Here is a 12,666-nt window from a genome sequence, read left to right on the forward strand (position 1 = left end):
GATCCGGCCTGATCCGAACGAAAGGCCCCAGCCCGTGACCCCCGACCGTTCCGCGCTCCGGCCTCGGGCATGCCTCCGCCCCGCCCGGGCGACGGGCCGCGACCCGCACGCGCCGCTGGCACGCGGCTGCCGCCCCCGCGGCTGCCGCGCCCCCGCCCGCCGCGTGCACGGACGGCGGGTGCGGTACGTGATCGGCGACGAGCCCGGTCAGGTCAACGGCATGCGATGGCGCACGGGGTCCGCGCAGTAGAGCGAGCCCCGGCCGTCGAACCCCGCCCCACGCGGCGGATCCGCACGACCGCACCGCCCGGCCACCCACGGCCGCGGCGGCGCCCCGCTCACGGCGCATACGGTGAACCCATCCACTGCCATGCCGAGGAGCACGTCGAGATGTCGTCCGACTTCTTCATTCCGGACCCGGAGGGTCTGATCCCCAGCGCCGAGGGGTACTTCGGTGCGTACGGCGGAAAGTTCATCCCGGAGGCGCTCGTCGCCGCCGTGGACGAGGTCGCCGTCGAGTACGACAAGGCCAAGGCCGACCCGGCCTTCGCCGCCGAGCTCAACGAGCTCATGGTGAACTACACCGGCCGCCCCAGCGCCCTCACCGAGGTGGCCCGCTTCGCCGAGCACGCCGGCGGCGCGCGGATCTTCCTCAAGCGCGAGGACCTGAACCACACCGGCTCACACAAGATCAACAACGTGCTGGGCCAGGCGCTGCTCACCAGGCGCATGGGCAAGACCCGCGTCATCGCGGAGACCGGAGCCGGCCAGCACGGCGTCGCCACCGCGACCGCCTGCGCGCTCTTCGGTCTCGAATGCACCATCTACATGGGCGAGATCGACACCGAGCGGCAGGCGCTGAACGTGGCGCGCATGCGGATGCTCGGCGCCGAGGTCATCGCCGTGAAGTCCGGCTCCCGCACCCTCAAGGACGCCATCAACGAGGCGTTCCGCGACTGGGTCGCCAACGTGGACCGCACCCACTACCTCTTCGGTACGGTCGCGGGCCCGCACCCCTTCCCCGCGATGGTCCGCGACTTCCACCGCGTGATCGGCGTCGAGGCCAGGCGGCAGATCCTCGAACGGGCCGGCCGGCTGCCGGACGCCGCCATCGCCTGCGTCGGCGGCGGCTCCAACGCCATCGGGCTCTTCCACGCCCTCATCCCGGACGCCGGAGTCCGCCTCATCGGCTGCGAGCCCGCCGGGCACGGAGTGGAGACCGGCGAGCACGCGGCGACCCTGACCGAGGGCGAGCCCGGCATCCTGCACGGCTCGCGCAGCTACGTCCTCCAGGACGACGAGGGCCAGATCACCGAGCCGTACTCCATCTCGGCCGGTCTGGACTACCCCGGCATCGGCCCGGAGCACGCCTACCTGAAGGACATCGGCCGGGGCGAGTACCGCGCGGTCACCGACGACGCGGCCATGCAGGCGCTGCGCCTGCTCTCCCGCACCGAGGGCATCATCCCGGCCATCGAGAGCGCGCACGCGCTGGCCGGCGCCCTGGAGGTCGGCAAGGAGCTCGGCAAGGACGGCCTGATCCTGGTCAACCTGTCCGGCCGCGGCGACAAGGACATGGACACGGCAGCGCGCTACTTCGGACTGTACGAGGCCGACGCGGCGGTCGAGGCCGACGCGGGCGGCGAAGGCGCCGAGATCGAGGGGGACGTCAAGTGAGCGGCAACATCGAACTGCTGAACACCACGCTCGCCGCCGCGAAGGCCGAGAACCGGGCCGCGCTGATCGCGTACCTGCCCGCCGGCTTCCCGACCGTGGACGGCGCCATCGAGGCGATCAAGGCCGTGGCCGCCGGCGGCGCCGACGTCGTCGAGGTGGGGCTGCCCCACAGCGACCCCGTGCTCGACGGCCCCGTCATCCAGACGGCCGACGACATCGCGCTGCGCGGCGGTGTGCGGATCGCCGACGTGATGCGTACGGTCCGCGAGGCGCACCAGGCGACCGGCATCCCGATCCTCGTCATGACGTACTGGAACCCGATCGACCGGTACGGCGTCGAGCGCTTCACCGCCGAACTCGCCGAGGCGGGCGGCGCCGGGTGCATCCTGCCCGACCTGCCGGTCCAGGAGTCCGCGCTGTGGCGCGAGCACGCCGGCAAGCACGGTCTGGCGACCGTCTTCGTCGTCGCGCCCAGCAGCAAGGACGAGCGCCTGGCCACCATCACGGCGGCCGGTTCCGGCTTCGTCTACGCCGCCTCGCTGATGGGGGTCACCGGCACCCGCGTCTCGGTCGGCGAACAGGCCCAGGACCTGGTGCGGCGCACCCGCGCCACCACCGGCATCCCGGTCTGCGTCGGCCTCGGCGTCTCCAACGCCGACCAGGCCGCCGAGGTCGCGGGCTTCGCCGACGGCGTCATCGTCGGGTCCGCCTTCGTCAAGCGGATGCTCGACGCGCCGGACGAGGCGGCAGGCCTCGCGGCCGTCCGTTCGCTGGCGGCCGACCTGGCCGAAGGTGTTCGAAAGCGCTGACACCCGGCCTCACCCGAATGGGTGGACCTGGGACCGGGGAGGCACGCGAGTGCCTCCCCGGTTCGTTGCTGCGGGTGTGAGCGAGAAGAACCAAGAGGGAAAAAGGGCCGCGCGAGACCGGCTGATCCAGCAGCGTGAGCAGGCGAGGGCGAGTGAGCGCCGCCGCCGCACGCTGATCGTCTCCGCAGCCGTGGTGGGAGTCCTGGGGCTGGCCGCCGTCGTCGGCGTGATCGCGGCGAACACCGGCGGCAAGGGCGACAAGGCCAAGGCGTCGGGCCCCGCCGTCGCACCGTCCGGTGCCACCGGCAAGGACAGCCTGACCATTCCGGTGGGAGCGGACGACGCCCCGTCCACGCTCACGGTCTGGGAGGACTTCCGCTGCCCGGTCTGCGCCCAGTTCGAGAACGCCTTCCGGGACACCATCCACCAGATGGAGCAGAGCGGGCAGATCAAGGTCGAATACCACTTCGCCACCCTGATCGACGGCAATCTCGGCGGCAGCGGATCACTCAAGGCGGCCAACGCGGCGGCCTGCGCCCAGGATGCCGGCAAGTTCCCCGCGTACCACGACGTCCTGTACAGCAACCAGCCGCCGGAGTCCGACGACGCTTTCGGCGACAACAGCAAGCTGATCGATCTGTCCAAGAAGGTCGAGGGGCTCGACACGCCCGCCTTCCGCAGCTGTGTGGAGGACGGGACGCACGACGCCTGGGTGCAGAAGTCCAACACCGCGTTCGAGAAGGGCGGATTCCAGGGCACACCGACGGCGCTCCTCAACGGCGAGTCGATCTTCCCCAAGAAGGGGAACGAGCCCATCACCGTGGCCAACCTCAAGAAGTGGGTCGCCGAGGCCAACAAGGGCAAGAAGCCGGGCACCGCCACGCCCGCCCCCTCGGGCTCCTGAGGGGGGGACAACCGGGGGAATCGATGACCGGCTCGTTACCCAGACGTTGTCGGGCGGGTTGCCGTACGTCCCGCCCGGCAGGGTAGCGTCGACGATGCCATGAATCTTGCCTACATCCCCAGCCCGTCGACCGGCGTGATCGATCTCGGACCGATCCCGCTTCGCGGCTACGCGTTCTGCATCATCATCGGTGTCTTCGTCGCCGTCTGGTTCGGCAACAAGCGCTGGGTCGCCCGAGGAGGCAGATCCGGCACTGTTGCCGACATCGCCGTCTGGGCCGTGCCCTTCGGCCTCGTCGGCGGTCGGCTCTACCACGTCATCACCGACTACCAGCTGTACTTCAGCGACGGTGAGAACTGGGTCGACGCCTTCAAGATCTGGCAGGGCGGCCTCGGTATCTGGGGTGCGATCGCGCTCGGCGCGGTCGGTGCCTGGATCGGCTGCCGCCGCCGCGGGATCCCGCTGCCCGCATGGGCCGACGCGCTCGCCCCCGGCATCGCCCTGGCCCAGGCCTGCGGCCGTTGGGGTAACTGGTTCAACCAGGAGCTGTACGGCAAGGAGACCCACGTCCCGTGGGCGCTGAAGATCAGCGAGGGCCCCAACCGGGTCGCCGGCACCTACCACCCGACCTTCCTGTACGAGTCGCTGTGGTGCATCGGTGTGGCGCTCCTGGTGATCTGGGCGGACCGCCGCTTCAAGCTCGGACACGGACGGGCGTTCGCGCTGTACGTCGCCGCGTACTGTGCGGGCCGCGCCTGGATCGAGTACATGCGTGTCGACGAGGCCCACCACATCCTGGGCCTGCGTCTGAACGTGTGGACCGCGCTGATCGTGTTCGTGCTGGCGGTGACGTACATCGTGATCTCGGCGAAGGTACGGCCGGGGCGCGAGGAGATCGTCGAGCCGGAGGCGCCGGAGACGCCTGAGGCCAAGGACGCGGTTGATGCCGAAGACGCGGAGTCCGGCGAGGCCGAGAGCGGCGACACGGAGTCCGCTGACACGAAGCCGGTCGAGGCCGACGCCGACGAGGGCACGCCGAAGACGAACGGTGAGGCGGAGACCGCCAAGGGCTGACGCCGACGCCGCACACACGAAGACGAGGGCCGCCGAACGATTCGGCGGCCCTCGTCATGTCCGTGCCTGCGGCACGGCGTCCTCAAACGCCGGACGGGCTTGATTTCGGCCGCTCGTCTCGGAAAACCCAGCCCGTCCGGCGATTGAGGACAAGGCGGTCAGCGGGGTGCCGCCCGCTCACCGTTACCCGGCCACCGCTCACCGCTCACCGCCCCGCCCGGCCAGGGCGAGCGTGCGGTGGGCCTGGGCCACCACCGCCGCGTCGACGAAGCGGCCGTCCGGCAGGGCCAGCGCACCCGCCTGGACCCGGGCCGCCTCGACGATCTCCTGCGCCGCCTCGACCTCCTGCGCCGTCGGCCGGAACGCCCGCTCGATCACCGGAAGCTGCCGGGGATGGATTGCCGCGCGCCCCAGGAACCCGAGCGCCCGCCCATGGGCGCAGGACGCCCACAGCCCGTCCAGGTCCCGGACGTCCGGGAACACCGACTGAGTGGGCGGGGCCAGCCCGGCCGCCCGGGCCGCGACCACCACCCGGCTCCGCGACCAGTCGAGCCCCGCATCCTCCCGTACGCCCAGATCCGCCCGCAGGTCCGCCTCCCCGAGGGCGATGGAGCGCACCTGCGGATGGGCGGCGGCCACCGAGTACGCGTGCTCGATGCCGAGCGCCGACTCCAGCAGCGGACAGAGCGCGACCCCCGGGGCCAGCGCCGCGATGTGGTGCACGGACGCCGCATGCGTGATCTTCGGCAGCCGCAGCCCGCCGAGGCCCGGCAGCCCGGCCAGGGCCAGCACGTCCGTCTCGTCGTTGACCCGGACGTGGACCGGCGCCGCGGTGGGGGAGGCCGGTTCGGAGAGCAGCTCGACGGCAGCCGACCGCGCGTACTCCTTGCGGTCGGGGGCGACCGCGTCCTCCAGGTCGACGATCACCACGTCCGCCCCCGAGCTGCGCGCCTTGCGCACCAAGTCCGGCCGGTCGCCGGGGGCGTACAACCAGGTCAGCGGGGTCTCGGCGGTCACAGGACACGCTCCGTCCGGAGCGCCGCGATCTCCGCACCGCTCAGACCGAGCCCGGTGAGGATCTCCTCCGTGTCGGCCCCGTGCGGCCGCCCCGCCCAGCGGATCGACCCCGGCGTCCCGGACAGCCGGAAGAGGACGTTCTGCATCCGCAGCGGGCCCAGCTCCGGGTCGGCGACCTCCGTGATGGAGTCCAGGGCCCGGTACTGCGGATCCTCCATCACGTCACGGATGTCGTGGATGGGTGCGATGGCCGCCTCCGCCTTCTCGAACGCCGAGAGCGCGTCGTCCCGGGTGTGCCGGGCGATCCAGTTGCCGACCGCCTCGTCGAGTTCGTCGCTGTGCTCGGCCCGCGTGGTGCCGGCGGCGAACCACGGCTCGTCGATCAGTTCCGCCCGGCCCACCAGACGCATCACGCGCTCCGCGACGGACTGCGCCGACGTGGAGACGGCCACCCACTGCCCGTCCGAGGTGCGGTAGGTGTTGCGCGGGGCGTTGTTGCGCGAACGGTTGCCGGTGCGCGGCTGGACGTAGCCGAGCTGGTCGTACCAGAGCGGCTGCGGGCCGAGCACCGTCAGGATCGGCTCGATGATCGCCATGTCGACGACCTGGCCCACGCCCGTGCGGTCCCGGCCGGCCAGCGCGGCCATCACGGCGAACGACGTGGCGAGCGCCGCGATCGAGTCGGCGAGACCGAACGGCGGCAGCGTCGGAGGGCCGTCCGGCTCCCCGGTGATCGCCGCGAACCCGCTCATCGCCTCCGCGAGCGTGCCGAAGCCGGGCCGGTGCGCGTACGGGCCGAACTGGCCGAAGCCCGTGACCCGGACCAGTACCAGCCGCGGGTTCACGGCGTGCAGCTCAGCCGGCCCGAGCCCCCACCGCTCCAGCGTCCCCGGCCGGAAGTTCTCGATGATCACGTCGGTGTCGGCGGCGAGCCGCAGCAACAGATCACGGCCACCCGGGCAGGACAGATCGAGCGTGAGATTGCGCTTGTTGCGGCCGAGCAGCTTCCACCACAGACCGACCCCGTCCTTCGCCGGCCCGTGCCCCCGGGACGGATCGGGCTTGCTCGGATGCTCGACCTTGATCACCTCGGCGCCGAAGTCGCCCAGCATCGTCGCGCAGAGGGGGCCCGCGAACAGCGTGGCGAGATCGATGACCCGCAGCCCGGTCAGGGGCGGTGCTCCCGGCGCGCTCACGCGGCGTCGATTTCGCTGCGGTACGGCATGGAGATCGACGCGCCGGGCTTCTGCACGCAGAGCGCGGCGGCCGACGAGGCCCAGGCGAGGGCCTGTGGCACCGGCCGCCCCTCGCCGAGCGCCACGGCGAGCGTCCCGACGAAGGTGTCCCCGGCGCCGGTGGTGTCGACGGCGGTCACGTCGGGGGCGGGGAAGTGGACGGTCTGACTGCCCCGGGCCGCGTACAGGCAGCCCTTCGACCCGAGCGTGATGACGAGCGCGGGCACCTCGCCGAGCAGGATCTCGGCCGCCGCGTGCGGTTCGGCGTGCCCCGACAGCTCGGCCGCCTCGTGCTCGTTGGCGATCAGCAGATCGACACAGTCGAGGAGTTCGGCGGGCAGATCCTGTACGGGGGACGGGGTGAGGACCGTCCGTACCCCTTGGGCGTGCCCCGCCCGGGCCCCCTCGACCACGGCGGACATCGGAAGTTCCAGCTGGAGCAGCAGCAGATCGGCCTCGGCGATCGCGGCGATCTCGCCCGGGCCGAGCGCGGTGACGGTGCCGTTGGCGCCGGGGATGACGACGATGGCGTTGGAGCCCTTGCCGTCGACCACGATGTGCGCGGTGCCGCTGGGCCCCTCCGCGGTGTGCAGGAGATCGGTGTCGACGCCCGAGTGCTCCAGGTTCTCCCGCATCCGCAGGCCGTACTCGTCGTTGCCCACCGCGCCGATCATCATCACGTCACCGCCCGCGCGGGCGGCGGCGACGGCCTGGTTGGCTCCCTTGCCACCGGGAACGGTGCGGAACTCCCGCCCGGTGACGGTCTCCCCGCGCTCCGGGGCCCGGTCGACGTAGGCCACAAGATCCATATTGGTGCTGCCGAGCACCGCGACTCTGGTCATGGGCGGAGTGCCTCCTCGTGGGTGAGCCGGTGGGTCAGGTCGGCGAGCGTGTCGAAGCCGACCGAGTCGAATCCGGGGACGGACGTGGCGAGCCGGTTCTTCAGCGGGGTGGTCCACCGGTCGGGCAGCTCGTCCGGCCGCCCGGCCAGCAGACCGGCGAGCGAACCGGCGGTCGCTCCGTTGGAGTCGGTGTCCCAGCCGCCGGACACCGCACGGCAGATCGAGCCGGTGAAGTCACCGTCGGCATGGGTGAGGGCGGCGGCGAGCAGAGCCGCGTTGGGAAGCACATGTACCCAGTGATACCTGCCGTACGTCGCGTGCAACCGGTCGACGACCGTATCGAAACGGTCCTCCTCGCCGGCCGTGGCGATGCCGTCCCGTACGGCCTGAGCGAAACGGGAGCGCGGGGGCACCACGCGCAGACCGGCGGCGAGGCACCCGTGCACATCGGCCTCGCCGCCGGCGGCCTCGGCGAGCGCAGCCGCGGTGAACATGGCGCCGTACACACCGTTCCCGGTGTGGGTGAGGACCGCGTCGCGGTGTGCCTGCTCCGCGGCCGCGCCCGGGTCTCCAGGACGGGTCCAGCCGTGCACGTCGGCGCGGATCTGCGCCCCGATCCACTCCCGGAACGGATTGCGGTGACGGGCGGTGTCCGGCGGTTCGAGGCCGTCGAGCAGATTGCGGTACGCGACCCGCTCGGCCGTGAACGTCCGGCCCGCCGGGAGCTCGTCCAGCCATAGCCGGGCCAGGTCGGCAGTGCTGAAGGACCTGCCGTACCGCTGGAGCAACAGCACAGTGAGCAACGGATAGTTGAGGTCGTCGTCCTCGGGCATCCCGTCGATGTTCTCGGCCAGCGAGGTGGGTGCGGAGCGCCGGTTCCAGGGATAGGTGGCGGCCAGCGCCGGCGGCAGGCCGCGACCGGTGAACCAGGTGCTCAGCGGCCAGTTGCCGGTGGCGCGGGCCAGGGCGCGGATGCCCTCCAGCGGCAGCTTTTCGACCGGCTTGCCGAGCAGACAGCCGGCGGCGCGGCCCAGCCAGGCCGCGTGCAGCCGCTCGCGGTCCACGGCGGACGGTTCCGCGGGCGGGTGCGGCCACTGCGGGCAGGCGTCCCGGATCGCGTCGAGCCCGGTCGGTTCGTCGTCGGCCAGCGGCGACTCCAGCCGGGCGAGTTCGTCCAGCAGATGCCCGGCGACCGCGCGCAGCCCGGGAGGGGCCGCGGGCGCCGAGGCGCCCGCGCGGTCCGGGGCGGGCGAGCCGCCGGCCTCGTACCAACGGCGCTCGATGTCCCGGACGTCCCGCCCGTCCTCGGCCGCCTGCCGCAACTCGTGCCCGACCAGGTCCTCGGGCTGGACCCAGGTCACCCGCACCGTCGCGGTCACGGCCGGCCCGCCAGCGTGGCGAAGGCGGCCTCGTGGGCGCGGCGGCGGGCCGTGTCGTGCGCGAACACCTCGCGGGCGACCTCGGTCAGGGCGCGGGCCGGGGCGTGCAGATCGAGCCGGCTGGCCTCGCCGACCGTGCGCACCCAGTCGGCCGGGACAGCCCGCTCGCCGTGCAGCGCGCCCGCGATCGCGCCGCCCATCGTGGCGATCGAGTCGCAGTCCCGCCCGTAGTTGACCGAACCGAGCACCGTCTGCCGGTAGTCCCCGTCCGCGACCAGCAGCATCCCGAGGGCGACCGGGAGCTCCTCGATGGCGTGCAGCCGGGACGGGCGGCGGGCGCCGAGCGAGGGGGCGCGGTAGTCGGGGCCGACCGTGTCGAAGGGGGCGACGGCCTCACGCAGTGGGACGAGCGCGGACTCGAAGTCCCGGCAGCCGACGGCCGTTTCGCAGACCGCGTCGATGGCGTCCCTGGTGCCGTCCTTGGCCAGCGACAGACACGTCTCGACGACGCTCGTGGGCGTCGCCCCCGGCGCGCATGCCGCGGCGACCGCGGCCGCGAGGACGCCGGCCGCCTCCCTGCCGTAGCTGGACTGATGTGCGCCCGCCACATCCAGCGCCTCGGCGTACGCGGCCTGTGGGTGGGCCGCGTTCACCAGGCCCACCGGCGCCATGTACATCGCCGCCCCGCAGTTGACGATGTTTCCGGCGCCCGCCTCGCGCGGGTCGACATGGCCGTAGTGCAGCCGGGCGACGATCCACTTCTCGGCGAGGAAGATCCGCTGCAGCGGCAGCGCCTCGGCCTCCAGCTCCGGAATCCAGCGGGGGCTGGAGATCAGCTCCGGTACGAGGTGGTCGGCGACGGAGTACGCGTCGAGATGGCCGCGGACCTTCCCGTACACGCGGACCAGCGCATGGGTCATCAACGTGTCGTCGGTGACGTGCCCGTCGCCCTTGTGGTACGGCGCGATGGGGCGGGCGGTACGCCAGTCGTCGCCGTCCCACGGGCCGACGACGCCGGTGATCCGCCCGCCGTGGCGGGCCACGATCTGCTCGGGGGGCCGGCCCTCGACCGGACCGCCGAGCGCGTCGCCGACGGCCGCGCCGACGAGCGCGCCCGCGATCCGTTCATCGAGGGTGGGCGCCGCGGGCGTCGTGGGGGGTGCGGACCTCGTGGGCGCCGTCGGCGCTGTAGATGTCATGTCCGAATTGTCCACCCGGCGGCACCGGTTCCGTGTCTGCCAGCAGCCCGGCGAGTTCGATCAGATCCGTGCCCGCGAAACGGGGCAGCGCGCACCCTGCCAGGGTGCGGCACGCCTCGCGCCAGCCGTCGGGCACGGAGCTGATGGAGCCGAGCGCCCCGGTCAGTGCCCCGGCCAGGGCGGGCGCGGAATCGGCGACCCGGGAGAGGCAGGCCGCCGACGGCACGGCCTGCGCGATGTCGCCGCGTGCGGCCGTGGCCAGGGCGAGGGCGACGGGGACGGTCTCGGCCGCGGCGATCCCGTAGCTGTAGACGTGGTCGACGATCTGATGCTCCAGCACCGGTACGAGGGCGAACGCGCCGGCCCGTTCACCGGCGAAGTCGCGGGCGATCCTGACCGCGTGGGCGGCGTTGCGGGCGATCTCGGTGCCCTCGGGGAGCTGGGCGAGCGCCGCGTTCACCGCCGTGTCCACGTCGGCCCCGGCGAGCGCCTCGGCGATCGCGGCGGCCATCGCCCGCGCCCCGTGCACCCCGTCACCGTCCTGGGTGTAGCGCGCGTCGAACTCCGCGAGATCGGCCGCGGCCCCGGGGTCGCCGGGGTGCACGACGGCCAGCACGGCGGCGCGCACGCACGCGGCGTCGTCGAAGTAGTGCGGGTTGTCGTGCCCGGTGGCGGGCGGGCGCAGGCCCGCGGCGAGGTTGCCGAGCCCGGCCCGGACCGAGATCCGGGCCCGCAGCGGCAGCACCGCCGACTCGACCTCGGGCGCCCGGGCGGCAGCCGCGGCGACCTCGGCGGCCAGCGCGTTCCAGGCGGCGTCCACGGCGGCCCGCATCCGCCGCGCGGGGGTCAGGCCCTGCAGAGCACCCGCCGCCGAGGTGAGCACGGTCCCGGCCGCGAAGGCCGCCCATTCGGCGTCGTCGGACGGGCCGAGCCGCAGGGGCTCGGGCGGCTGGTTGAGCGCGATGGGGACGGGCAGCGTGGTCGTCGCGTTCTGCTCGGCGAAGGTGTCGAGCTCGCGGGTCAGGCGCCGGGTCCACTCCGGCATCCGGGCCGCCCGGTGCCGCGCGGCCGGCCACCCGGCGGCGTCCCCGGACGCGAGCCCGAGCAGCAGCCCCTCGATCCGGGCCCGGCGCGGCGTGGCGGGGCGGGCGGCTCCCGGCCCGGCCGCGGTCCGTGCGGCTTCCCGCAGCCGCTCGTCGCCGGGGTGCTCGCGCGCGTCGTCCGGGTACCCGGCGGTCTCCGGGGGCGCGGTGCGGGAGGTGTCCCTGGCCGTGGTCATCGCCCCACCGCCGTTCCGGGGGCGTCGCTCACTCGGGGGCCCGGCCCGGGCGAACCGCCGCCCCGCTCCTCCGTCTCGTCCGGGGTGAGCAGGTCCGCGATGTCCAGGACGTGGTAACCGCGCATCGAGGGCAGGCAGCTGCCGCGGACCGGGCCGATCGCGTCCGCCCAGAGGGACGGGACGGCGGACGCGCCGTGCAGCGCTCCGGCCAGGGCGCCCGCCACCGCGGCCGTCGTGTCGGCGTCGCGGCCCATGTTGACCGCGGTCAGCACCGCCGTACGGAAGTCGCCGCGCGCCGCCGCGAACGCGCCGAAGGCCAGGCCCACCGCCTCCGGTGCCAGGTCCGTCCACGGGTATCCGCCGATGACGACGGCCGAGCGCACCGCCCGCTCCCTCGTGAGGCGGTCGGGATACGGGTGCTGCGCGGCCGTCACCGCCCGGCGCAGCGAGCGTGCCGTCCACGAGTCCATCGGTACGGCGGAGAGCGCGGCGGCGATCACGGAGGTGACCCCGGCCCCCGTCATCGCGGCCGCCACCCCGGCCGCCACCGCCTGGCCGCCGTAGATGCCCTCGCCCTCATGGCTGACCCGGCCGTCCACCGCGACCAGCCGCGCCGCCTCCGCGGGCCGGCCCGCCGCGAAGACACCGAAGGGCGCCGCCCGCATCGCCAGACCGTCGCTCCAGGCGTGCCGGTGCTGGGCGGAGATCGGGGCGGCCAGGCCCCGGCGCAGGTTCTCCAGCGTGCCCCGCTCACTGAAACCGGCACCGCGGAACGGCCCCTCGTCCAGATCGGCGATCCACAGGTGCCAGGCCCGCTCGACATGGGTGACGGTCAGCGCGGAGCCGTGCCGGGCCAGCAGCAGCCCGGAGAAGATCGCGTACTCCGTGTCGTCCGTGCCCGCCGGGTCGTCGCTCACGAAGCCCTCGATCCGGCCCCAGCGGCGGCGGATCTCGGAGGGCCGCATGTTCTCCGCGGGGGCGCCGAGGGCGTCGCCGACCGCGAGGCCCAGCAGCGCACCCCTGGCCCGGTCACCGAGGGTGCCCCGGGCCGGGCCGGCCCCTCGTACCGGCGCCCGCACGCCGTTCGTCCACGGCCCTGCCGGATTTCCTGCGGTCAGCTCCATCGCGTCGACCCTTCGCTCGCAGCGAGCCAGTTCTCGTCCCTGTGGGATCTGTGCCACGCGAAGCCACGACAGAGGCCGATTATCACCACAAAAGGGCCACTCGGATGACGGCCTTCGGACAGCAAGG

The 12,666-nt window shown here is 73.5% G+C and carries 12 protein-coding genes; 5 read left to right on the forward strand and 7 right to left on the reverse strand.

Going from position 1 to position 12,666, the window contains the following annotated elements; all coding sequences use genetic code 11:
* The first annotated feature begins 34 nt into the window (after positions 1 to 34).
* The 5 genes from trpM to lgt all read left to right on the forward strand — a co-directional run bounded on the left by trpM (position 35) and on the right by lgt (position 4,464).
* The gene (gene trpM / locus ACIBJG_RS08805) at positions 35 to 250 is read left to right on the forward strand and encodes a tryptophan biosynthesis modulator TrpM (RefSeq protein ID WP_399305730.1); all 216 of its coding nucleotides are present in this window, start codon (positions 35 to 37) and stop codon (positions 248 to 250) included.
* Positions 251 to 390: 140 nt separating this feature from the next.
* On the forward strand, positions 391 to 1,677 hold the full coding sequence (gene trpB / locus ACIBJG_RS08810; RefSeq protein WP_399305733.1) for a tryptophan synthase subunit beta: 1,287 nt from the start codon (positions 391 to 393) through the stop codon (positions 1,675 to 1,677).
* A complete protein-coding gene (gene trpA, locus ACIBJG_RS08815) occupies positions 1,674 to 2,486 on the forward strand; it encodes a tryptophan synthase subunit alpha (RefSeq protein WP_399305735.1) in 813 nt (270 codons plus the stop codon). The genes trpB and trpA overlap by 4 nt, the downstream gene beginning before the upstream one ends.
* Positions 2,487 to 2,562: 76 nt before the next feature.
* Positions 2,563 to 3,390 carry a thioredoxin domain-containing protein gene (locus ACIBJG_RS08820; RefSeq protein ID WP_399305738.1) on the forward strand — a complete coding sequence of 276 codons (828 nt, stop codon included), beginning with the start codon at positions 2,563 to 2,565 and terminating at the stop codon, positions 3,388 to 3,390.
* A 99-nt stretch (positions 3,391 to 3,489) separates the two neighbouring features.
* The gene (gene lgt, locus ACIBJG_RS08825; protein ID WP_399305741.1) at positions 3,490 to 4,464 is read left to right on the forward strand and encodes a prolipoprotein diacylglyceryl transferase; all 975 of its coding nucleotides are present in this window, start codon (positions 3,490 to 3,492) and stop codon (positions 4,462 to 4,464) included.
* A 198-nt stretch (positions 4,465 to 4,662) separates the two neighbouring features.
* Here the strand turns inward: lgt and ACIBJG_RS08830 are convergent, their stop codons facing one another.
* The 7 genes from ACIBJG_RS08830 to ACIBJG_RS08860 are packed head-to-tail and all read right to left on the reverse strand — an operon-like array spanning position 4,663 to position 12,539.
* A complete protein-coding gene (locus ACIBJG_RS08830) occupies positions 4,663 to 5,481 on the reverse strand; it encodes an HpcH/HpaI aldolase/citrate lyase family protein (protein ID WP_399305744.1) in 819 nt (272 codons plus the stop codon).
* Positions 5,478 to 6,677 carry a CaiB/BaiF CoA transferase family protein gene (locus ACIBJG_RS08835; protein WP_399305747.1) on the reverse strand — a complete coding sequence of 400 codons (1,200 nt, stop codon included), beginning with the start codon at positions 6,675 to 6,677 and terminating at the stop codon, positions 5,478 to 5,480. The genes ACIBJG_RS08830 and ACIBJG_RS08835 overlap by 4 nt, the downstream gene beginning before the upstream one ends.
* On the reverse strand, positions 6,674 to 7,558 hold the full coding sequence (gene rbsK, locus ACIBJG_RS08840) for a ribokinase (protein ID WP_399305750.1): 885 nt from the start codon (positions 7,556 to 7,558) through the stop codon (positions 6,674 to 6,676). Before rbsK ends, ACIBJG_RS08835 begins: the two co-directional genes overlap by 4 nt.
* Positions 7,555 to 8,937, reverse strand: coding sequence for an ADP-ribosylglycohydrolase family protein (locus tag ACIBJG_RS08845; RefSeq protein ID WP_399305752.1), 1,383 nt, complete (start codon positions 8,935 to 8,937; stop codon positions 7,555 to 7,557). Before ACIBJG_RS08845 ends, rbsK begins: the two co-directional genes overlap by 4 nt.
* Positions 8,934 to 10,136, reverse strand: coding sequence for an ADP-ribosylglycohydrolase family protein (locus ACIBJG_RS08850; protein ID WP_399305755.1), 1,203 nt, complete (start codon positions 10,134 to 10,136; stop codon positions 8,934 to 8,936). Before ACIBJG_RS08850 ends, ACIBJG_RS08845 begins: the two co-directional genes overlap by 4 nt.
* The gene (locus tag ACIBJG_RS08855) at positions 10,063 to 11,415 is read right to left on the reverse strand and encodes an ADP-ribosylglycohydrolase family protein (RefSeq protein WP_399305757.1); all 1,353 of its coding nucleotides are present in this window, start codon (positions 11,413 to 11,415) and stop codon (positions 10,063 to 10,065) included. The genes ACIBJG_RS08850 and ACIBJG_RS08855 overlap by 74 nt, the downstream gene beginning before the upstream one ends.
* A complete protein-coding gene (locus ACIBJG_RS08860; protein ID WP_399305760.1) occupies positions 11,412 to 12,539 on the reverse strand; it encodes an ADP-ribosylglycohydrolase family protein in 1,128 nt (375 codons plus the stop codon). The genes ACIBJG_RS08855 and ACIBJG_RS08860 overlap by 4 nt, the downstream gene beginning before the upstream one ends.
* Positions 12,540 to 12,666 lie beyond the last annotated feature (127 nt).

The organism is Streptomyces sp. NPDC050422, from assembly GCF_044458665.1.
In the GTDB taxonomy this organism is placed as follows: Bacteria; Actinomycetota; Actinomycetes; order Streptomycetales; family Streptomycetaceae; genus Streptomyces.

Bases quoted from the DNA above. Each gene is read 5' to 3' on its own strand.
- rbsK (WP_399305750.1), bottom strand. From the start codon at position 7,558: ATGACCAGAGTCGCGGTGCTCGGCAGCACCAATATGGATCTTGTGGCC.
- lgt (WP_399305741.1), top strand. From the start codon at position 3,490: ATGAATCTTGCCTACATCCCCAGCCCGTCGACCGGCGTGATCGATCTC.
- ACIBJG_RS08855 (WP_399305757.1), bottom strand. From the start codon at position 11,415: ATGACCACGGCCAGGGACACCTCCCGCACCGCGCCCCCGGAGACCGCC.
- ACIBJG_RS08860 (WP_399305760.1), bottom strand. From the start codon at position 12,539: ATGGAGCTGACCGCAGGAAATCCGGCAGGGCCGTGGACGAACGGCGTG.
- trpB (WP_399305733.1), top strand. From the start codon at position 391: ATGTCGTCCGACTTCTTCATTCCGGACCCGGAGGGTCTGATCCCCAGC.
- ACIBJG_RS08850 (WP_399305755.1), bottom strand. From the start codon at position 10,136: ATGACATCTACAGCGCCGACGGCGCCCACGAGGTCCGCACCCCCCACG.